16 protein-coding genes and 1 pseudogene are annotated in these 20,361 nt (G+C 69.7%); 7 read left to right on the top strand and 10 right to left on the bottom strand.

The features are described 5' to 3' along the window. Window positions 1-148 precede the first annotated feature (148 nt). The gene (locus ACWGJM_RS35670) at window positions 149-1,306 is read left to right on the top strand and encodes a pentapeptide repeat-containing protein (protein ID WP_453415909.1); all 1,158 of its coding nucleotides are present in this window, start codon (window positions 149-151) and stop codon (window positions 1,304-1,306) included. Continuing rightward, window positions 1,303-1,620 (top strand): hypothetical protein, encoded by a 318-nt coding sequence (locus ACWGJM_RS35665; protein ID WP_453415908.1) that lies wholly within the window; start codon window positions 1,303-1,305, stop codon window positions 1,618-1,620. Before ACWGJM_RS35670 ends, ACWGJM_RS35665 begins: the two co-directional genes overlap by 4 nt. 197 nt (window positions 1,621-1,817) lie before the next feature. Here ACWGJM_RS35665 and ACWGJM_RS35660 read toward each other — a convergent pair whose 3' ends face one another. From ACWGJM_RS35660 to ACWGJM_RS35650, 3 genes are all read right to left on the bottom strand, one after another. After that, window positions 1,818-2,270 (bottom strand): helix-turn-helix domain-containing protein, encoded by a 453-nt coding sequence (locus ACWGJM_RS35660; protein ID WP_453415907.1) that lies wholly within the window; start codon window positions 2,268-2,270, stop codon window positions 1,818-1,820. A gap of 233 nt (window positions 2,271-2,503) precedes the next feature. After that, the gene (locus ACWGJM_RS35655) at window positions 2,504-3,235 is read right to left on the bottom strand and encodes a hypothetical protein (protein WP_453415906.1); all 732 of its coding nucleotides are present in this window, start codon (window positions 3,233-3,235) and stop codon (window positions 2,504-2,506) included. Between the two features lie 256 nt (window positions 3,236-3,491). After that, window positions 3,492-4,427 carry an IS4 family transposase gene (locus ACWGJM_RS35650; RefSeq protein ID WP_453415905.1) on the bottom strand — a complete coding sequence of 312 codons (936 nt, stop codon included), beginning with the start codon at window positions 4,425-4,427 and terminating at the stop codon, window positions 3,492-3,494. Between the two features lie 288 nt (window positions 4,428-4,715). On the opposite strand from ACWGJM_RS35650, the pseudogene ACWGJM_RS35645 reads away from it, so the two are divergent. Beyond that, a pseudogene (locus ACWGJM_RS35645) lies at window positions 4,716-5,015 on the top strand (transposase); the annotation flags it as partial. Window positions 5,016-5,372: 357 nt separating this feature from the next. Here ACWGJM_RS35645 and ACWGJM_RS35640 read toward each other — a convergent pair. Both ACWGJM_RS35640 and ACWGJM_RS35635 read right to left on the bottom strand, forming a co-directional pair. Beyond that, window positions 5,373-5,987 (bottom strand): TetR/AcrR family transcriptional regulator, encoded by a 615-nt coding sequence (locus tag ACWGJM_RS35640; protein WP_250049897.1) that lies wholly within the window; start codon window positions 5,985-5,987, stop codon window positions 5,373-5,375. Further along, entirely contained in the window at window positions 5,987-6,835 is an 849-nt protein-coding gene (locus ACWGJM_RS35635) for an oxidoreductase (protein ID WP_453415904.1), read from the bottom strand. Before ACWGJM_RS35635 ends, ACWGJM_RS35640 begins: the two co-directional genes overlap by 1 nt. Before the next feature lie 332 nt (window positions 6,836-7,167). Between ACWGJM_RS35635 and ACWGJM_RS35630 the strand changes: the two genes are divergently transcribed. The 4 genes from ACWGJM_RS35630 to ACWGJM_RS35615 all read left to right on the top strand — a co-directional run bounded on the left by ACWGJM_RS35630 (window position 7,168) and on the right by ACWGJM_RS35615 (window position 11,644). Further along, window positions 7,168-8,730, top strand: coding sequence for a transposase (locus ACWGJM_RS35630; RefSeq protein WP_453415903.1), 1,563 nt, complete (start codon window positions 7,168-7,170; stop codon window positions 8,728-8,730). Between the two features lie 377 nt (window positions 8,731-9,107). After that, window positions 9,108-10,013, top strand: coding sequence for an NADP-dependent oxidoreductase (locus tag ACWGJM_RS35625; RefSeq protein ID WP_453415902.1), 906 nt, complete (start codon window positions 9,108-9,110; stop codon window positions 10,011-10,013). A 78-nt stretch (window positions 10,014-10,091) separates the two neighbouring features. Further along, on the top strand, window positions 10,092-11,153 hold the full coding sequence (locus ACWGJM_RS35620) for an alkene reductase (protein ID WP_453415901.1): 1,062 nt from the start codon (window positions 10,092-10,094) through the stop codon (window positions 11,151-11,153). A gap of 11 nt (window positions 11,154-11,164) precedes the next feature. Next, window positions 11,165-11,644 carry a MarR family winged helix-turn-helix transcriptional regulator gene (locus ACWGJM_RS35615; protein ID WP_453415900.1) on the top strand — a complete coding sequence of 160 codons (480 nt, stop codon included), beginning with the start codon at window positions 11,165-11,167 and terminating at the stop codon, window positions 11,642-11,644. 589 nt (window positions 11,645-12,233) lie between these two features. Here the strand turns inward: ACWGJM_RS35615 and ACWGJM_RS35610 are convergent. The 5 genes from ACWGJM_RS35610 to ACWGJM_RS35590 form a co-directional block, all read right to left on the bottom strand. After that, window positions 12,234-15,806, bottom strand: coding sequence for a GH32 C-terminal domain-containing protein (locus tag ACWGJM_RS35610; protein ID WP_453415899.1), 3,573 nt, complete (start codon window positions 15,804-15,806; stop codon window positions 12,234-12,236). A gap of 85 nt (window positions 15,807-15,891) precedes the next feature. Next, window positions 15,892-17,436, bottom strand: a complete 1,545-nt coding sequence (locus ACWGJM_RS35605) for a glycoside hydrolase family 32 protein (protein WP_453415898.1) — start codon at window positions 17,434-17,436, stop codon at window positions 15,892-15,894. After that, window positions 17,433-18,476 (bottom strand): ABC transporter ATP-binding protein, encoded by a 1,044-nt coding sequence (locus ACWGJM_RS35600; protein ID WP_453415897.1) that lies wholly within the window; start codon window positions 18,474-18,476, stop codon window positions 17,433-17,435. Before ACWGJM_RS35600 ends, ACWGJM_RS35605 begins: the two co-directional genes overlap by 4 nt. Then, complete coding sequence (locus ACWGJM_RS35595) at window positions 18,473-19,426, bottom strand: ABC transporter ATP-binding protein (RefSeq protein ID WP_453415896.1); 954 nt, start codon at window positions 19,424-19,426, stop codon at window positions 18,473-18,475. The genes ACWGJM_RS35600 and ACWGJM_RS35595 overlap by 4 nt, the downstream gene beginning before the upstream one ends. Window positions 19,427-19,429: 3 nt before the next feature. Continuing rightward, window positions 19,430-20,350 carry an ABC transporter permease gene (locus ACWGJM_RS35590; RefSeq protein ID WP_453415895.1) on the bottom strand — a complete coding sequence of 307 codons (921 nt, stop codon included), beginning with the start codon at window positions 20,348-20,350 and terminating at the stop codon, window positions 19,430-19,432. Window positions 20,351-20,361: the final 11 nt, after the last annotated feature.

The following is a 20,361-nucleotide window of genomic DNA, read 5'->3' as shown; positions in this document are numbered from 1 at the left end:
GCTGGACCGGCACCTGCACCACCTGCCACCAACCCCTGCCCAGCGGCATACACACGGCACCAAGATCGAGACAGACCTAACGGAGTCCTACTAGTGCTGTGACCGCATAGGTTCACCGGGTTCGGCCTTGTTCTAGGATCCACTGGCTATGGGGGGATCTGTTCGTGGCTGGCGGCGCCTGACTCGTGCCGTTGCTGTGGCGCTGGCCGCACTGACCGTGATCGTGTCACTGGGCTTCGTGCTCCTGGGGCTTCCGGGGCTGATAGTCGACCACGACCTCGCAGGTGGCCACCTCGCGGCAGCGGACCGGTTGAACGCGGTGAACAACGTGCGCACCACGCTTCTACAGGCGGTCGGCGGTGCGGTCGTCCTGTTCGGCGCTTATGCCACATGGCGGCAGCTGCGCGTCAGCCAGGACGGGCTGAACGCAACGCGAGAGGGGAACATCACCGATCGCTTCAGCCGGGCCGTAGACCAGCTCGGCAGTGACAAGCTGGACGTGCGAATCGGAGGCATCTACGCACTGTGGCGGATTGCGGATCACTCCGACCGCGACCGCGAGGCGGTCGTCTCCATCATGGCGGCGTATCTGCGGACACACCTTCCCTGGCCGCCGCAGGAACCCGCAGTTCCGGAGGCGGGCGTGTCCATTAACTCGGTGCCCCCGTTGGAGACCCGCGCCGCGGACGCTCAGACGGCGCTGACCTGCCTCGGGGTCCTGTACCAGGAACGCCGTCCGGAGTGGCTCAACGTCAGCTTGACCGACCTGCGCCGAGCCGACTGTGACGGATTGTGGCTGCACGGAGTCAACTTGGACGGCGCATGCTTGGAAGCGGCGAGCGTCTACCAGGTCAACCTGAGTAAGGCGTCACTGATCGCCGCCAACCTGCGGCATGCCGAACTCGGTACTTCGGTTCTCCACCAGGTCCGCTGTCTGCAAGCCGATCTGCGCGGTGCACGCCTGGTCAAAGCCGACTTGAGGTCGGCGGACTTCTCCCGTGCGGACCTGCGGGAGGCGAACCTGCGCAAGGCCCGCGCCCACGGCGCCTTGTTCGCCGACGCGGACCTGCGGTTGGCCGACCTCCGGGGCTGCGACCTCACCAACGCCGACCTGCGGACGGCGAGACTGGAAGGCGCGCTGGCGAGCGACCTTACGATCTGGCCGACCGGCTTCGACGCTCAAACAGCCGGCGTCGTTGTTGCCGCAGACCCAGGCGTCGAACCGGACAATTTGCTCCCAGCTGCCGCGCTCATGAGGCGAGTCCCGCTGCTGCAATCGGAGCCACCGCCACCGCAGGCGCAGTGACCGTCAGCGCGACCGCCCACGTCACGAAAATCGTATGGCAGATGGGCGACGGCTCCACCGTCACCTGCACAGGCCCCGGCACTCCATACACCCCGTCAGCAGGACAAACCGATTCCCCAACCTGCGGCCACACCTACACCCGCGCCTCCGCCGACCGCCCCCACGGCCGCTACCAGATCACCGCCACCTCCACCTCCACCTGGACCATCGACTGGCACGTCACCACCGGCGGTGGAGGGCAAGCAGGCCAACTCACCGAAACCCGCCAGAGCCAGATCCACGTACCCATCGAGGAAGCCCAGACCGTCAACTGACCGTCAACCGCCCGGCGGGCCAGACAGCCCGCCGGACAGCAGCCCCCCAAAGTCGCGGTCGGTGCTTCGTCCCGGACCGCTCCCCCGCGCGGGTCACTGCCCTGCGGTCTGGACGATCCCGAACACGACGGCGGCCAAGACGCCGGCCCCGGCCAGAGCGACCGTCATCGGCACGGCGAGCGCCGGACGGCAGTGGACTACGGCAGGACCGACGCCGGGTCGTCGGCCAGCGCGACCAGCCATGCCGTGAACACCGCAGCCGTCCGCCCGGCCCGCCGCGACCAGCACCGCAGCCACCCCCGCACCGTCGTCACCGGCCTGCCCAGCCGCTCGGCGATCCGCCGACAGCCCCAGCCGACCGCCGCGAGCTCCAGGCCAGCCCCGACGACCTCGGCCGCATCCGCGCGCCTGACCCAGCGACAACACCGGAAGCGGAATGTGGGTCGCCTCGCAGGACCGGCACCTCGCCCGGCGTGGACGCACCTCCACCATCCCGACCGGACCCCGCAACCGCCGGGGCCGACCCCAACCCCACCGGGCCAGCACCCCGCCGCAGTCCGGACACGACAACTCGCCCGCCGACAAGCGCTGTTCGACAACCAAAAGTTGTCAGCTCTACCGTGACCAAAGCGCCCTCCGTTGGCGCTCACACGGCCCTCCCGGACGCAGGCAAACGAGCGGGAGGGCCGTGATCATGTTCAGGACATGATCACGGTGCCGCACAGCACCCCGAAGACCAACCCTCCTGCACCGATCTCCCCACCATCACCACCGCCAGTGGCACAACACTGCCCGTATCACGATGCTGAGTGGCTATCTACAACAGGGAAACCGGCCAGGCGCTCCTGCAAAGCCCGTCACCCGTAGAGCAGAGCTGTAGAGATCAGTTGGCGGAGATGTTGGCGGTGAGGACGCGAACGGCCTCCCGGGTGCTGTCCGCGGCGAACCGGATCTCCCGTACTTCCTGCAGCGGCTTTCCGGGTTTGGGCGCGACAGGATAGGGCTCGCGCAGAGTGACGCTCAGCGTGGTGGAGTCGCCGATGGTCATGGCGAGGACACCATCATCGATCTGGACGGCCCTTCGGTATCCGCTGTGCCGGCTCGTGCGGACGGATTCGATGCGGTCGAGAGGGATCACGATCTGCACGAAGTGGGCGAAGCGCAGCACCATCTTGCCGTCGCCGACGATGTGCGGGCGAATGGACAGCGCCGCGATGAAGCCGAGTACCCAGAGAGTCCCGTAGATTGAGACCACCAGCAGGACGATGCGCACCACGGACCAGGGGACCAAGAATTCGACGGCGAGAATCTCCAGCGGCACGACAAAAACCATCGCCCACATGATTGGCTTAATCTCCGAGCCATAGGTCAGAACCTCGTGCCCTTCCGGTGCGTCCGGCTTACGGCGGATCCAACGCCAAAGAGCGCGAAAAAGGCCGAACTCCATCCCCACCGCCTTGGCGACAGGGGAGGGCAGCACGGTGGACAACGCCTGGTTGAGGGCCTCCTGTCCGTCGGCTCCACGGTTCCTGGATGCCTTGTAGGCCCGCGCGGCCAGGGCTAATTCGGTGAGGACGATCCCGGCTAGGAGCAGCTCAAGCAGCAGTCCGACCACTACGGCCTCACCTAGGCTGAACACGCCGGTCCACACGAGGCAGACCTCGGCGAGGACAACAGTAGGTGCCGCCCATCGGGCCCCGGTCGCCGTGATCCTCCGCAACGCCAACCGCCTTTCTGTCGTGGGTGTCAGCCGCACCGGAAATTATCCCCGCTCGTTCCCCACGGCTAAGCGTCGTGAAAGCGCAGGCTGGCTGCTTTCTTTCGCATGCTTGCTACGGAAATGGCCTTCTGGGTGAGTCACACTCAGTGTTTCAGCCACCCCTCTTCCACGACGATCCAGTGCTCACCGGTGAGCTGTTGCTCGAGGAAGGCGTATCTACGTGATCACGGACAATCTGTCGTCGCACAACAGCGTGTCCCCAAAGTGACGTGGTGATGCCACCCCGCCCAGGAGCGTCCCTCGGCACCTTTCTCGCCCATCTGCATGCCATCCCCATCAATCGGATGCCCACCCTGCCGGTCCGCACTCGCCCGCCGGCGTCCAGACCCCGGGTGGCGGCGGTTCTGACCATCAGCTCGCGCAGCGCGTGGTGGACCAGCAGGTGCGCCCAGATCTGTTGCAGGACGCCGTCAGGGGTCTTGCTCGTGAGCACGACGCGGGCGCCGCGTTGATGGGTTTTGAGCTCGGCGAAGACGGTTTCCGCTTCCCAGCGTTCTTGGTAGAGCGCGGCCAGCTGGCGGGCGGGATAGCGGCGGGCATCGGTCAGGGTGGTCACCAGCCGGTAGTCCTCGGCCGCGCGGCCGGTGCCGTGCAGCTGGTAGGCCACCACCCGCACCGTGACCGGATCGGTGCGGGAGCGGTCGCTGGTGGCGTGGATGCGCGAGAGCCAGGATCCATCGCACAGTATCCGGTCGACGGGCAGGATGCGGTTGGCGGGCACCCGCCACAACAGATCGGCGCCGCTGGCGGTGAAGGCCCGCCACAGCGGCACGCCGAGAAACTCCCGGTCGGCCAGGACGAGTTGACCCGGTCCGCAGGAGCGGGGCAGGCGGCCCACGAGGGTGACTTCACCGGTGCGGCAGCCGGCCAGTTCCGCGTCCAGCACGAGATGGGTGCCCACCTCGATCAGGCAGGCCATTCGCACCTGGGGAAAGCAGGACTTGTCGTGGCCGCGGCTGTTTCCGGGACGGCCGAAGGCGGCCTCGTTGGCCGGGCTGTCGGCCACGTCCCAGCAGGTGCCGTCCACCGCCAGCAGCGATCTCCTGCAGGCGGGGCAGGATCGCGGCGCACTGGGCCGGCGTGAGGTCGGGGCCGTCGTCATCGGGATGATTGAGGAGTGGTACCAGGGTGGTGAAGACGTCGTTCCACGGGCGATGTCCGCCGAAGCCGTGCATCTCGTCCAGTGCGAACCCCTCGGCCTGTGCCAGCCACCGCCGGAACGCTCCGAAGCCGGTGTAGGACCAGGAGACGTCCGGGCTGCTGGTGTCATCGTCTCCTGGGAACAGCACGAGCCCCACGCGTCCTCCTCCTTGACCCGGAGCTGCCGGTGCGCTGGCTGCTGGCCGAATGGCCCGCCACCGAACCCGAACCCGTGCAGTTCTGGCTGTCCAACCTGCCCGCCGACACCCCGCTGGCCACCCTCGTGCGCACCGCGAAACTGCGCTGGCGCATCGAGCACGACTACCGCGAGATGAAACAGGCACTGGGCCTGGCCCACTTCGAAGGCCGCACCTGGCGGGGCTGGCACCACCACGTCACCCTCGTCTCCGTCGCCCACGCCTTCTGCACCCTCCAGCGACTGACCCGATCCCCAAAAGAGACGGCGTCGGCCTGAGCCTCTACCAGGTCACCCGCGAACTGCAGTTACTCCTCGCGGTCCGGACCGGCGCCTGGCGGGCGCTCTCCCCGCTGTTCTGGACCCACGTGCATCCCTACGGCCGGTTCGAGCTGGATATGAACAGACATCTCGACCTGGACCTGACCGCCCGGGACACCGTACCCGTGCCGCGCGCCCGGAGGGCAGACCGGCGGCGGCCCTGGGGTGAGGAGCTGGGGCTCCGATCGCCTACGAACAGCATCTGGTCACCAGCACCTTCGCCGCATAACGACGTGAACAGGTGTCCACTTCACGGGGGCAAGGCTCGACCCGGAGTTCATGGTTCCGCGCCTCACCGCGTCCATGGCAGATACCTCACGTGATCAGGCCGGCGCTGGTCAGCCAGATATGTTCGCATGTCGCCGACGCCTCTTGGAGCTTCTCGCGTGATTCCTGTGAAGCGTGGTAGAAGGTCCGCTCGATCATCCAGCACAGGGCGCGTGCCATCGCCGAGGCCTGGTCCGGTGCAGCGCCGGCCTGGATGCCGGCGCGTTCCAGGACGGCGGTGATGGCCGCGATGAACAGATCAGCCGTGTGCTTCCACAGTTCACCGATCTCCGGCACGGTCAACGACAGGTCGATCGCCGTGCGCATGACCGGGCCGTGTTCGTTCCACAGCTCGACCGTGCGCTGCATGGCTGCTGCGATGGCCTGGCGTGGCTCGTCGGTCTGCGCGGTGACCCGGGACCGTTCCCACAGGTGCTCGACGGTCCGGGCCACGAGTGCCGTGACCACTTCTTGCTTGGAGCCGAAGTAGAAGTACAGGGCCCCGCGTGTGATGCCGGCGCCCTGGGCGATGTCGCCGACGGTCATGGCGTCGTAGCCCTTGTGCGCCAGCAGGGCTTCGCAGGTGTCGAGGATGGCCCGCTCCCGGACATCCCCCTTGCGCTCGGTGGTGCGACGGCTGCGCGCGGAATGGTGGCCGGGCATCAGAGCTGAGCGCCCTCGGCGAAGTCGGTCGTACGCGAGAGTGTCTCCCACGCGCGGATGTCCTCGTCCACGGCCGTGCGCGCGGCGGTGACCAGCCGCAGCGCGTCCGAGCCCAGGACGAGGTGGGCCGGCGGCTGCTCGACCGTCGTGATGTGCACGACCGCTTCCCCCGCCCTGGCCGGATTGCCCAGCTGGTTCCCGCTGGCCTTCTGCCGCGCTTCGCGGATGGGGGTGAACAACTCGTCGTAGTCGTCGACGGTCCGCGCGGCACGTGCCATGGACCGTCCGGCCCAGTCGGTGCGGAAGGAGCCGGGCTCGATCGCCGTCACATGGATTCCGAACTGCGCGACTTCCTTGCCCAGCGCCTCCAGCATTCCCTCCAGGGCGAACTTGCTGCCGCAGTAGGCGGACAGGCCGGGCACGGCCATGAGCCCGCCCATGGAGGTAACGGCCATCAGGTGTCCGCGGCGGCGGCGGCGCATGTGGGGCAGCGCCGCCTGCAGGGTGGCCACCGCCCCGAACACGTTCACCTCGAACTGCCGTCGCACCTCGGCCAGCGGGGTTTCCTCGAAGGTCCCCTCCAGGCCGTAGCCGGCGTTGGCGACGACGACGTCCAGAGGGCCGACGCTCCGCTCGACCTCCGCGACCGCGCCGGAGACGGCGTCACCGTCCGTCACGTCCAGGATACGGCCGTGAGCGTGCCCGGGCCTGAGCTCTTCGAAGGCCCGCAGGTCCTTCTCGGAGCGGACGGTGCCGATGACGGTGTGCCCGGCGGCCAGGGCGGCTTGGGCGAAAGCGCGCCCCAGGCCCGTGCTGACGCCGGTGATGAGCCAGTTCCGCTTCTCCATTGTTCCTCCAGAGAGGTCTCGCGAGGAGCCGGGTCGCCCTCTTGAGCAAAAGTCTACATCGTGTCGATTTTTATCGTTACCACGTCGATTCTGGTAGCGCTCACGGAATGGAACCCCCAGGCCATCCGCCTGCCGCGCACCGCCCGGATCGGCGCCGTCAAGGCCCAGCAGCCAGGCCGACAACCAGAACCGCACCCCGATCATCACAGGGACACCCAGCGAGGGCCTGAGCTTGACTCTGTCGGGGATCTTGGAGTTTCCCGGTGCGACGGCCTGATCAACGGGCATGCTCGGTGCTGTTCCACAGGCCGATGTAGTTGTTGGGGTGTCTGTTGTCCCTCCGTCCCCGCTCCGGTGAGCGAGTCCCTTCTCTGACCGCGCAGATCGCGCGGGCGAGCAACCCGGACGGTACGACGGCGATATGGGTGCGGGACCGGTTGGACGGGGTGTGGCATGACGAGGACTTCGCCGGCTGGTACCCGCGCGAGGGCCGTCCTGGTCTTTCGCCGGCCCAGTTGGCCAGCGTCTGCGTACTGCAGTTCCTGCTTGGTCTGTCGGACCGGCAGGCGGCAGAAGCGGTCCGCTGCCGTATCGATTTCAAATACGCCCTGGCCAAACTGGACGATCCCGGCTTCCACCACAGTGTGCTGGCCGACTTCCGTGAGCGCATCGCCCAGGACGACCGCGCCGACCGTCTCCTCGACCTCGCGCTCGCGCGCTTGAAGGAGGCGGGACTCGTACGCGAGCGCACCACCCAGCGCACCGACTCCACCCACATCCTGGCCGCGGTACACGACCTGACCCGGCTGGAACTGGTCACCGAGGCGGTCCGTGCCGCGCTGGAAGAAGTCGCCCGCCCGGCCGGGCACCTGCTGGTCGATCTGGTCGACGAGGAGTGGGGGCGCCGCTACGGCCGTCCGGTCCGCCTGGGTAAGAACCCCACCCGGCCCAAGACCAGGATCCTCGCCGTCGGCGACGACGCCTGTCGGCTGCTGGAGCGCCTGCACCGGCACGGACCGGGCTACCGGCCCGGCCCGCAGGCCGAGGCTCTGCGACAGATCATCGTGCAGAACTACTACCGCGACGCGGCGGGCCGCCTGCGCTGGCGCACCGCCGACGACGGCGGGCTGCCACCCTCTTCCTCGGCGATCGTCTCTCCCTACGACATCACGGCGCGCTACGTCCGTCACGGGCGCATCATCCGCTGGAAGGGGTTCGCCGCGCATGTCACCGAGACGTGTGCCTCCGGCAGCGTCAACGTGATCACGGATGTGGCCACCACCTCGGCAGCCACCAACGACGCCCAGACCCTGCCCGGTATCCATACCCGCCTGGCGCGTCGGGGACTGCTGCCCGCCGGGCACCTGGTCGACGGAGGCTACACCTCCCTGGTCCACCTGGAACGAGCCGAGCGCGAACACCAGGTCACCGTCAGCGGGCCGCTGCCAGGCAACCCCACTCGCCAGCACCGCAGGAACGAAGGCTTCGACCGGGACGACTTCCACATCGACTTCGACCGCCAACAGGTCACCTGTCCCCGGGGCCAGGTCAGCAAGGGCTGGCACGCCCCCTACCCGACCTCCTCACCCACCGCCGCCCCGCTGATCGTGGCGCGGTTCACCAAGGGCCAGTGCCAGCCCTGCCCGGACCGCCCCCGGTGCACCAGCTCCCGTGAGAGCGCCCGGAACGTGGGCTTTGCCCCGCGAGAACTGCGAGACCTGCAGTCCGCGTCCGCGCCGAGCAGCAGACGCCCGACTGGAAGGCCCGCTACGCGGTCCGCTCCGGGGTGGAAGGCACCATCAACGAGTTCGCCCACGGGCACGGCATGCGTCACTGCCGCTACCGAGGACAGCCGAAAGCCCACCTGTAACACGTATTCACGGCCATCACCGTGAACATCGAGCGACTCAGCGGCCTGGCACCGACTGAGGAAACCCCCTCACCGCGGCCACCGACCGCCTTCCAGACCTTCCTGGACCAGCTCGGCATCCCCGGTCGAAGTCCTGGCGAACCCCCGGCAGTTGACCTCGTCCCCAAGATCCGCGACGGGTCTGGCCGGCCCGGTCGTCCAGCTTCCAGTCGGGGTAGCCCTTGGCCGCGCAAGGCGCGGCGGGCGCCTCTCGCCTCGACCGCCGTCCCGAGGAGACCGACGCGACCGTGACCGATCTTGCGCGGCTCGAGCGACAGCAAATACTTGGCTAGCCACCTATTTGCTGTTACGTTGATTATGTGTCCAGCCACCTAAATGGGTGGTGACACGAGAGGAGTCGTCATGAAAGCCATCCTGTTTGACCGTTTCGGAGGCACGGAAGTGCTGCACGAGGCGGACATCGAGGTCCCGCAGCCCGGCCCCGGACAGATCCGCGTCCGCGTCAAGGCGGCCGGGCTCAACGCGCTGGACGGCAAGATCCGCTCCGGGGCGCTGGAGGCCGTGTTCCCCACCCCACTCCCCTCCGTCCCCGGTGCCGAGCTCGCCGGCGTGGTGGACGCCCTGGGTGAGGGCGTGGGGAATGTGCAGGTGGGTGACGAGGTGCTGGGCTGGTCGGACACCGGCTCGTACGCCCAGTACGCGCTGGCCACCACCGTGGCCCCCAAGCCCGCCGACCTCGACTGGCAGCACGCGGTCGCGCTGCCGGTGGCGGGCGAGACGGCCGAGCGGGTCCTGAACCTTCTCGGCGTCACCGCCGGGGAGACCGTACTGATGCACGGCGCGGCCGGAGCGGTCGGAACCCTGGCGGTCCAGCTCGCCACGGCCCGCGGAGCGCGGGTCATCGCCACCGCCGGCCCCGCCAACCAGGACTACCTCACCTCGGTCGGCGCCACCGCAACCGTTTACGGCGAGGGCCTGGTCGAGCGGGTCCGGGCGCTCGCCCCCGACGGCGTGGACGCGGTCTTCGACCTGGCCGGGAAGGGAGCCCTGGAGGACTCCATCACCCTGCGCGGCGGCACCGAGCGCATCGTCACCATCGCCGACTTCCGCGCGCACCAGCTCGGCATCACCTTCTCCAGCGGTGGCCAGGAACGCTCGGCCGCCCGCCTGGCCGCCCTGGCGCAAGATGCCGCGACCGGCAAGGTCGTCACCACCGTCACCGCCTACCCGCTCGACCAGGCCGCCACGGCCCAGCAGGTCAGCGACGCCGGGCATGTCCGGGGCAAGCTCGTCCTCACCCTCGACTGATCACGCCCGCCGCTGCACCCACCACACCCGCCGCTATCCCGATGACCATCTGGCCATCACCGCACCGAAGGACCGCGCATGCTGAATTCCCTGTGGGCACCGACCACCGTCGGTGACATCTCCCTGCCGCACCGCCTGGTCATGGCCCCCATGACCCGTGACCGCTCCACACCCGAGGGCGTCCCCACCGAGCTGAACGCCGAGTACTACGCCCAGCGGGCCTCGCACGCGCTCCTCATCACCGAGGGAACCCAGCCCTCCGCCGACGGTCAGGGCTACCTCCTCACCCCCGGCATCCACAATGACGAGCAGATCGCCGGGTGGCGCAAGGTCACCGACGCCGTGCACGCGGCCGACGGCCGGATCGTCATCCAGCTGATGCACACCGGACGCATCGCCCACCCTGACAACACCCCCCACGGGCGCCAGCCGGTCGCCCCTTCGGCGATCCGGCCGAAGGGCCAGATGTTCACCGCGTCCGGGCCCCAGGAGATGCCGACACCCCGTGCTCTGTCGACGCAGGAGGTCGCCGCGACCGTCGACGACTTCCGCCGCGCAGCAGCAGCTGCCGTCGCGGCAGGCGCCGACGGTGTGGAGATCCACGCCGCCAACGGCTACCTGGTACACCAGTTCCTGTCCGACAACACCAACCAGCGCACCGACCGCTACGGTGGTTCCCTCGACAACCGCATCCGCTTCGCCGTCGAGGTCGCCGCTGCCGTAGCCGACGAGATCGGCGCCAACCGCACCGGCCTGCGCATCTCCCCCGGCAACCCCTACAACGACATCGCCGAGTCCGACACCGCCGAGCTGTATCCGGCGCTGCTGCGCGCCCTCAGCCCGCTCGGCCTCGCCTACCTCCACGTGATGCACGCGGGCGACGACGCGCTGCTGGGCACCCTGCGTGCGCTGTGGCCGAGCACGCTGATCCTCAACCGGGCCGGCACCGACCTGCCCACCCGCGCCAAGGACATCGACCACGGCACGGCCGACCTCGTCTCCGTCGGCGCCCTCGCGCTCGCCAACCCCGACCTGGTCGAGCGGCTACGCTCTGACGCGCCGCTGAACATCCCCGACCCGGCGACCTTCTACGGCGGCGGAGCGGCCGGCTACACCGACTACCCCACCCACAGCGTCTGAGGAACCGACCCATGCCCGCCCCCACACCCCGCACCCCCACTACGGCCAGCGAGGGGCCGATGAGCTACGCGATCTTCCAGCTCGCCCGCGCTCACCGCGCCCGCGCCGCCGCCATGCTCCGCGAGATGGACCTGCATCCCGGACAGGAGCTGCTGCTGATGCAGCTCCTGGACCGGGACGGCCAGACCCAGTCCGAGCTGCTCGAAAGCGTCGGCCTGGACCACTCCACCGTCTCCAAGTCCCTACGCCGCATGCAGGACGCCGGCCTGCTCATCCGCGAGTCGGCCGAACACGACCGGCGCGTCATGGTCGTCCACCTCACCGACAAGGGCCGTGCCATGCGCGAGCCGCTGGCAGCCATGTGGCGGGCCCTGGAGGAGACCTCCGCGCGGAACCTGTCCGCGCAGCAGGCAGAGTCCTTCGTCCGCACCGCCTACGCCATCGCAGACGCGATCAACAGCCGCGTACTTCCGCGGGAAGAGTCCGAGTAACTCCCCTCGGCTCGCACCCCGGTTCCGGCCTGGAGTGCGAATCGTTTCCGGCGTTCCCGCGAAGTGGACAGTGCTGCAGAGCACTCGGCTCACGAAGGCCCGTGTAGAACGGAGCCTGGCTCGCCGACTGTCGCAAGAAGCCCGGTGAGCCGAGCCGGCGGATGTGGCGAACCCGCCCGATCACCCGTGCACGTCAGGGAGAACGGGGTGAGCGGGGCCTCAGCGTAAGGGGCAAGCGCGAGCTGTCCCGGTGCAACTCATCCGGGGGAAAGGCCAACACCCCCGCGGGGCCGACGAGCCCTTCCCCGTCGCCGGTCGGCCACACATCGAGGACGGCCGCATCACCACTGTCCGGGGCACCTTCGGCCTCCGCAAGCTCCTGAAGGCCGGCGGTGACCCGCGCCGCGGATCCGCCCACCACAGGCTCGCCCCCCTGAGCGACCCGGGCCGACGCGCCCACGTCCCCGGCCACGCCTGTCAATCCCCCCACCACTGACCTGATGGAAAGTGAGACCTCCATGACCACCACCCTCCCCGACTCGGGGGGTGGGGCCTCGCGGGCATTGCCGTAGGTCGGCCTGGTCGGTGGTTACAGCTGCTTCACGTACGTGTCCTGGTAGGCCGCCCTCCCTCCGAACACGTTCAGGCCGATGTGCCCGCTCGTGTACGTCGTGTCCGTCACGTCGATGATCCGCTTGCCGTTGAGGAACACCTGGATGCGGTCGCCCTCGGTGAGGATGCGCACGGGGTAGGTCGTGCCGCGGCGGACCAGGGCCGGGACGCGGGCGAGGGCGGCGCCGTCGTCGAAGAAGCCGTTGGCCTTGGCGACCAGGCGGATCACTCGCAAGTCGGGGTCGATGTTGAGGCAGTAGGCGTCGGCGCCGTCGGAGGAGGCGCGCCAGAGGAGCGAGAGGGCGCCGCCCGTGTCCGGGGCGGGGCCGCCGAGCAGGACCAGGGTGGTGAGGTCCAAGTCCGTCGCCGTGCGGGCCGAGATCGCGTTGGAGTCCTTGTCGAAGCTTCCGGCGCGGCCCGCGCTCTCCGTCGACCAGCGGCCGGCGGGAGTGATCGTCAACTTGCCGATATCCGAGCGGAATTCACCGCCGGTCGGGGCGGCCACCAGCGGCTTCACCCGATCCACTAGGCGGAAGGTGCTGTCCAGCCTGTGCACCTTGAGCGAGTCGATGTGTGCGGTGCCGCCCTTGGCGTAGAAGGCCATGCCGTCGGCGGCCGGGCCGGGGAAGATCAGGCTGGTCACGGCGGCCTGTCCGTCCGCGCCGAATGCCTCGACCGAGGACGAGTCGACGTACACGCGCAGGGTCACGCGGCCGTCGGTCGTCTTCATCGGCGCGGTCGTGCGGGCCGCGAAGTACTGCGTGAAGTCGCTCAGGCCCGATGCCGAGCGGTCCACGAACAGCTCCTGCGCCTCGGCGTCGTATCCGACGGTCGTGTGCTGGTCGTCGTCGGTCCGGAGCCGGAAGCCGATCTCCATGGCGGTGCCGAGGGTGATCTCGGCCTCGATCTCGCAGGCGATGCCCCGGACTCCCGCGAGCGGGTTCGCGGAGGTGGGGCCGACGGCGAGGTCCTTGCGGGTTGTGGTGGACGTGCGCAGCGTGACCAGCTCCGGGACCGGGCGCTGCGCCAGGCGTACGCCGTCGGCGGTGTCCGTGAGGGTCAGTTCGCGGGGGGTGCTCAGCTGGCCGTTCCAGCCGCCGGTCGGGGCGCTGAAGGGGTAGTCCCAGTTGCTCATCCAGCCGAGCCAGACGCGGCGGTCGTCGGGCAGGCCGTAGAAGGACGTGGCGGCGTAGTAGTCACGGCCGGAGTCGGCGCGCAGGACCGTGCCGGCCTTCTGGTCGGGAGTGAAACCGGTGCCGTTCCAGTCACCCGTGAAGTACTGGGCGGCCGAGCCGTTCGTGGCGCGTACGGCACCGGTGCTCAGGGTGAGGACCCACTTCACCTTGTCCTTGTCGCCGTCGACCGGCAGCGGGAAGAAGTCGGGGCACTCCCAGACGCCGGGCGTGGCCCAGTCGCCGTAGCCGAAGGAGCTGACCTGGGTCCAGGTGAGGAGGTCGGTGGAGGTGAAGAAGCGGATGTGGTCGCCGCCGGAGACGACCATCAGCCACTGGTCGTGAGCCTCGTCGCGGATGACCTTCGGGTCGCGGAAGGTCCAGCCGGCGTCGGGGCCGCCCGGGTTCTGCACGGCCGGACTCGAGCCGCCGTGCAGCTGCCAGGAGCGGCCCTTGTCCTTGCTGTACGCGATGCGCACGCTGGCGTTTCCGCCCGGCTTGTCCGGATGGTAGCTCGTGTAATAGGCGATCAGGCCCGAGCCGCCGTCGAAGAGACCGGAGGCGTCGTCGGCGTCCACGACCGCGCAGCCAGTCCAGCAGTGGCCGTGGGCGTTCCAGGGCAGGGCGATCGGCAGAGGCTGCCAGTGGACGAGGTCGGTACTGACCGCGTGCGCCCAGCGGCCCTCGTCCTGGTGGAAGAGGTGGTACTCGCCGTCGTAGTGCAGCAGGCCGCAGGGGTCGCTGGTGGAGCCGGTGAGCTGGGAGTAGTGGTACGTGGGGCGGTACGGCTCGGTGAAGTAGTCGGCGGTGCCGTGGGCTTCGACGTTCTGGAAGTACGACGTCCCGTGCGCGGCCGCGGTGCCGAAGGCGGCGCCCTTGGTGCGGGACACGCGAGTCTTGAGCGCCCGTACGCCGTCCACGTACACCTCGATGGTTCTGCCCGTCGCGCGGGCCTCGACCCGGTACGTGCCTGCGGCCGTGATGCGCCGGACCGGGCCGGAGGCGGAGGCGAGGCGGGTGCCGGAGGAGCGGTCCAGCAGGACGACGGCGTTGCGGCCGGCTTCCAGGCGGGCTTCGTAGCCGCCGGAGCCGTTCGCGGACGCGCGCAGGACGAGGCCGGCCGAGGAGGAGCGGTCGCCGGGGGTGATGTCGGCCCTCGCCACCAGGTCGCCGTCGGTGAAGGGTGCCGTGCGCAGGCCGTTCTCGCCACGGATGCCGCACAGGTCGGGAGTCCAAGTGCCGGAGCGGGCCGTCCAGCCCTGGAGGCCGGTGACGAGGTCGGCCGCGGCGATGTTCTCGAAGGACACCTCGCCGGCCGAAGCCGTGACGGCGAGTCGGCCCTTCGTGTAAGTGGAGTCCTGGGCGGTGATGACGGGGCTGTAGCCGTCGGGAGAGAGGAAGTTGGTCTGCCAGTGCACGCGCAGTTCGTCGTGTTCGGCTTCGACGCGCAGACGGTAGACCGTGTCGGCCTTGATGGTGGTCGTGTAGGTGCCGAGGGTGATGTTGCCGTCGATGCGGTAGAGCCTCAGCCTGCCCTGGCCCGCGTCGACTTGGACGCCGTAGCCGTGCGTGGCCTTGGCGTCGGTGCGCACCAGCAGTGAGGCGATGGCGGAGGCGTCGTGCAGGAGCAGGTCGGCCTGGAGCGCGGTGTCGTAGGTCTTGGTTGTGGTGATGGCGCGGGCGGTGGCTCCCTGGGTCGGGGCCGCGCACCAGCCCAGCGGACTCGCCGTCCAGGTGCCGCCGCTCGTGGTCCAGCCGGTGAGGTTGGTGGTGACCGAGGAGAGGGAGGGCGGGCCGAAGGTGACCTTGCCGCCCTGGGCGAGCAGGCCCACCGAGCCGGTGTCGTGGCGGTGGTCCTCGGTGTGGAGGAGCCGCTTGCCGCCGACATGCACCGTCAGCTCGGGTCCGTCGACTGCCACTTCGAGGTAGTAGGGCTTTCCGGCCCGCGCGCCCGGGAGTGGAGCGGTGGCGAGTGTGTCGCCGCCGGCCAGGTCGTAGAGCCGTATGTGGGCGCGGCCGGGGTCGAGGGCGACCGCGTATCCGGTCGAGCCGTCGAGGGCTGCCCGGAACACCAACGCGCCTACGGAGGCGGAGGATTGGGGCGTGACGCGGGCCGCGTACGTGCCCTTGGCCGCGAGTTGCTGCTCGGACAGGGCAAGGGCGGGCCCGCGACGGCCGGCGGTCACCTTCTGGCCGCCGTCGGAGGTGCGGGTCCAGGTGCCGGCGACGGGGATGGGGTCGGGAATCGGGGTGGCGGCGGGGGTCGCGCCGGCGGCGTTCGGGGCGGCGGCCTGTGCTGCGGGGAGGATGCCTCCGAGAGGCAGCAGGGTGGCGGCGGTTCCTCCGGCGAGCAGGAGGGTACGGCGGGACACGCTCATGGCGGCTCCTGAGGGAGAACAGGGGAGGGTGGCCCACGGCCCGCGGGGACGTCCACCCCGCGGGCTGTGGCCGTGTGTAAGACCGTCACGGCCACAGCGGCCGGGGTCCGTCGGTGAAGGCCGACGCCATCTGCCAGGCGTCGAACCGCTCCAGGACCACGTCGCCGTCGGCTCCGATACCGACGCCGACGGCCTCGTCCGGGCGGGTGGGGTAGATGCGGGCGGTCAGGGCACGCCCGTTGGCGAAGATCTCCAGTGCGGAGTGGTCGACGAGGACCCGCAGGTCAACCCGGCCGTCGGGGCCCAACGGCAGCTCTCCGTACCGGGGTTCGGTGTCGACCGTCGCGTCGAGACTGCTGGTCTCGCGGTGCAGTCGGAGGGTGCCGCTCGCTCCGTCGTGCGACCGGCTCACCTCCACGACCGTGCGTTCCGCGCCGTCCGGTGTCTCGCGGACCACGAGCCGGGCGGTCGCTCCGGGAGCGAGACGCAGGCTCGTCCCGATGTCCAGCTGGTCCCCGCGCACGGCGGGCAGCCGGGTGTACGGGTCGCCCAGCCGGCCTGGAGCCACCTCTACGCGCTCCCGCCGCAGCTCGGTCAGCTCCGGCACCGGGGCCTGATGCAGGCCGCCGTCCGTGGCGAGCGTGACGACCCTCGGCAGGGACATCACACCGCACCAGCCGGCCTGCGCGTTCGCCTCGTCCGTCCGTCCCTCCTGGAGCCAGCCGAACATGATGCGGCGGCCGTGCTCGTCACGGGTGGACTGGGGGGCGTAGAAGTAGCGTCCGCCGTAGTCGAGGCGGTGGAGGGCAGTCGGGGTGAAGGTGTCGCCCTGGTATCGGCCGGTCCAGTACAGGGGGTGGTGGGTAGTGCCCTCATCCCAGGCGGAGAAGAGCAGCACGTCGGTGCTGCCGGCCTCCTCGTCCTCGCCGAGCCGGAAGAGGTCGACGCACTCCCACATCGTGCCGGTCCAGTCGAGCTCGCCCTGGTTCTGCGAGGCGTCGCCGGTCAGCAGCGGGCCGACGTAGCGCCAGCTGCGCAGGTCGTCGGATTCGTACAGGAAGGCCGTGCCGCCGACGCCCCGGATGCCCGAGCCCACCAGCTGACGCCACACCGTGTTCTCGCCGGAGCCCTCCCGCCAGACGCAGTGGTCGCGGAAGGCCGTGATGTCGACGCCCTCCGGCGGGGCGGTGATGACGGGGTTGGCCGGGTCCTTGGTCCAGTACCTCAGATCCGCCGATCCCCTGGCCACGCAGGGGAGTTCATGCTCGCCGTGCCTGCCCGAGTAGACGAGCGTGGGCACTCCCCTGTCGTCCACCAGGACACCGGACCAACAGCCGTCGCGGTCCGGGCCGTCCGAGCCCGGCACCAGGGCGACCGGCTCGTCGGCCCAGTGCACGAGGTCGGTACTGGTGGCGTGGCCCCAGTGGATGCGGTGGTGGGCGGCGGCGAGCGGGTTGTACTGGTAGAAGAGGTGGTAGACGCCGTTCCAGTGACTCAGCCCGTTGGGGTCGTTGAGCCAGCCGCCGGGCGAGGTGAAGTGGAAGCGGGGGCGGTGAGGGTCGCGCAGGGCGCGTTCGGCCAGCCCCTCGGCGGTGGGAGTGCCGGAGGGGAAGGTGAGGTCGTGGGTCATGCGGCTGTGGTCTCCGCTTTCTCGGTGTCGTCGGTGGCCTCGCCGTCCGGCCGGTCGGTGGCCTTCAGGACGCGGCGGGCGATGTCGGAGGCGGGTGCGCGCAGGTGGCAGCGCACCCAGTGGGGCTGGCCGTCGTCTTCGCCGACGATGTGGCGGACGGGCTCGGTGCGACTGCACGCGCCGTCGTCGCCGTAGGGGCAGGACGTGGGGTTGAGGATTGCCTCTCGGAGCCTGGCGCGCTCGAGGGGGTCGTAGCTGCCGGCCCGTTCGGGGTCGGGTACGGCGGACAGCAGCAGGCGGGTGTAGGGGTGGGCGGGGGCGTCCATGACGGCCAGTGCGTCGCCGCCCTCGACGAGTTCGCCGGCGAACATGACCATCGTGGTGTCGGCGAGGTAGCGGGCGGAGCCCAGGTCGTGGGTGATGTAGAGCATGGCGATGTTCCGCTCGTCGCGCAGGCGCCGCATCAGGTTGAGCACGCCGACGCGTACGGAGACGTCCAGCATCGACGTCGGTTCGTCGGCCAGGATGAGGCGCGGTTCCACCGCCAACGCGCGAGCGATGGAGACGCGCTGACGCTGGCCGCCGGAGAGTTCGTGCGGGTAGGACTGGAGCATGTCCTCGGTCAGGCCGACCGTTTTTATCAGCTCGCGCAGCGCCTCTGGTGTGGCGGAGTGGCCGTGCAGGACGAGGGCCCGGGTGAGGAAGTGCTCGATGCGGTGGACGGGGTTGAGTGAGCCGAAGGGGTCTTGGAAGACCATCTGGACCTTGCGGCGGTACGCCCGTGACGCCCGGCGTCGCTCGGTGCGCAGGATGTCCTCGCCATCGAGCAGCACCTGTCCGGCGGAGGGCTGTTCGAGGCGGGCGAGACAGCGGGCGATGGTGGACTTGCCGCTGCCGGACTCGCCGACCAGGGCGGTGATCCGGCCGGCCGGCAGGTCGAAGGACACGTCGTTGACGGCACGGACGCGGCGCCGGGAGAAGACGGTGCCGACCTGGAAGTCCTTGGTCAGACCGCGCACGGACAGCAGGGGCTGGGTCATCGCGGGGCTCCCTGGGCACTCTGGGCCACCCACCGGCTGGGGGCGATCTCGCGCAGGTCGGGGATGTTCGTGGAGCAGTCCGAGCGGTCCTCGGGACAGCGGACGTGGAAGCCGCAGCTGTCGGCGGTGCGCGGGGCGTCGAAGAGGCCGGTGAGCTCTTGGCGCGGGCCTGTCAGCGGTGGGAAGGCGTTCATCAGCGCCTCGGTGTAGGGGTGGAGCGGCCCCGCGAACAGGTCCTTGGCGTCGGCGAGTTCGACGATCCGTCCGCCGTACATCACGCCCATGCGGTCCGACAGCTCGATCATCAGGGATATGTCGTGGGTGATGAAGAGGATGGAGAAGCCCAGCTCCCGCTGGAGGTCGCGGATCTGCGCCATGATCTCCTGCTGCACGACCACGTCGAGCGCGGTGGTCGGCTCGTCCATGATCAGCAGCCGGGGGCGGAGTGCGACGGCCATGGCGATGACCACGCGCTGGCGCATGCCGCCGGAGAGCTGGTGCGGGTACGCCTTCAGCCTTCCCGGGTCGATACCGACCAGCTGAAGCAGCTCACCGGCCCGCTCCCGCGCGAGCCGCTTCTTCAGCTTCTCGTGGGTGGTGAAGATGTCGACGATCTGCTCGCCGATGGTCAGGACGGGGTTGAGGGAGTTCATCGCCGACTGGAAGACCATGGCGATCTCCCGCCACCGGAAGGCGCGCAGCTCCCGTGGGTCCAGGGCGAGGACGTCCCTGCCCTGGAAGCGGATGCTGCCCGCGGTGATCTCCGCCGGGGGCTTCAGCAGCCGCATCACCGCGTTTGCGATGGTCGATTTGCCGCAGCCGGACTCCCCGGCGAGGCCGAAGACCTCTCCGGCGCCGATGGAGAAGGAGACGTCGTCGGCGCCCACGACGGTGCGTCCGTCGCTGCGGTATTCGACGCGCAGGCCGTTCACCTCAAGTACGGGTTCCATGGCTCAGCCCCTCCTCTCACGACGGGCACGGCGGTTGCGCAGCCTCGGGTTCGTGATCTCGTCGACCGCGTAGTTGACCAGCGCGAGCACGAAGGCGACGAGCGCGATGCACAGTCCGGAGGGGACGAAGGCCCACCACGTGCCGGTCATCAGCGCGCCGTCGTTGCTGGCCCAGTACAGGTTGGTGCCCCAGCTGACGACGCTGCTGTCGCCGAGGCCGAGGAACTCCAGGCCGGCCTGGGCGCCGATGCCGAAGATCACGCAGCCGAGCAGTGTGGTCATCACCACGGACGCCATGTTGGGCAGGATCTCGCGGAACATGATCCGCAGCGGGCGCTCCCCGGTGACGACGGCCGCGGCCACGAAGTCCTTGCCCCGGATCGACTTGGCCTGCGCCCGCAGGACCCGGGCCGAGCCCGCCCAGCCGGTGACGACGAGCACCAGGATCACGGTGGAGGTACCGGGCGGCAGGAACGCGGCCAGGATGATGAGCAGCGGGAGGCCGGGCAGCAGCAGGAAGATGTTGGTGACCAGGGTCAGCGCGTCGTCCACGATGCGGCCGAAGTACGCGGATGCGAGGCCGACGAGGATGGCGACCGCGGTCGCAACGAGCCCCACGGTGAACCCGACGAAGAGGGAGCTGCGCGCACCCCACAGGGTGAGGGCGAGCACGTCCTGTCCCTTGGCGGTCGTGCCGAGCCAGTGTGCGGCCGAGGGGGCCTGGCTTCCCGTGGAGTTGATGAGCGACGGGTCGCCCGGTGCCAGGACGGGCGCGAGCAGGGCCAGCAGCGCGAAGAGAGCGAGCAGGATCAGCCCGGTCAACGCCTTCTTGCTGTCGATGAGCTGGCGCAGCAGGCCACGCCGGCGGGACGGGCGTGCGGGGGTGGTCGGCGTGGTGGCCGTCGCGATATCGATGGCGGTCATGTCGGCAACCT

It is taken from the genome of Streptomyces sp. NPDC054834, assembly GCF_053611185.1.
Note: the sequence above shows the minus strand (reverse complement) of the source record. Positions and strands in the feature narration are given on the sequence as shown.

Coding starts and splice junctions, on each gene's coding strand:
- ACWGJM_RS35670 (WP_453415909.1), top strand. CDS start 149: ATGGGGGGATCTGTTCGTGGCTGGCGGCGCCTGACTCGTGCCGTTGCT.
- ACWGJM_RS35640 (WP_250049897.1), bottom strand. CDS start 5,987: ATGCCCGGCCACCATTCCGCGCGCAGCCGTCGCACCACCGAGCGCAAG.
- ACWGJM_RS35635 (WP_453415904.1), bottom strand. CDS start 6,835: ATGGAGAAGCGGAACTGGCTCATCACCGGCGTCAGCACGGGCCTGGGG.
- ACWGJM_RS35625 (WP_453415902.1), top strand. CDS start 9,108: ATGAAAGCCATCCTGTTTGACCGTTTCGGAGGCACGGAAGTGCTGCAC.
- ACWGJM_RS35620 (WP_453415901.1), top strand. CDS start 10,092: ATGCTGAATTCCCTGTGGGCACCGACCACCGTCGGTGACATCTCCCTG.
- ACWGJM_RS35615 (WP_453415900.1), top strand. CDS start 11,165: ATGCCCGCCCCCACACCCCGCACCCCCACTACGGCCAGCGAGGGGCCG.
- ACWGJM_RS35610 (WP_453415899.1), bottom strand. CDS start 15,806: ATGAGCGTGTCCCGCCGTACCCTCCTGCTCGCCGGAGGAACCGCCGCC.
- ACWGJM_RS35605 (WP_453415898.1), bottom strand. CDS start 17,436: ATGACCCACGACCTCACCTTCCCCTCCGGCACTCCCACCGCCGAGGGG.
- ACWGJM_RS35600 (WP_453415897.1), bottom strand. CDS start 18,476: ATGACCCAGCCCCTGCTGTCCGTGCGCGGTCTGACCAAGGACTTCCAG.
- ACWGJM_RS35595 (WP_453415896.1), bottom strand. CDS start 19,426: ATGGAACCCGTACTTGAGGTGAACGGCCTGCGCGTCGAATACCGCAGC.
- ACWGJM_RS35590 (WP_453415895.1), bottom strand. CDS start 20,350: ATGACCGCCATCGATATCGCGACGGCCACCACGCCGACCACCCCCGCA.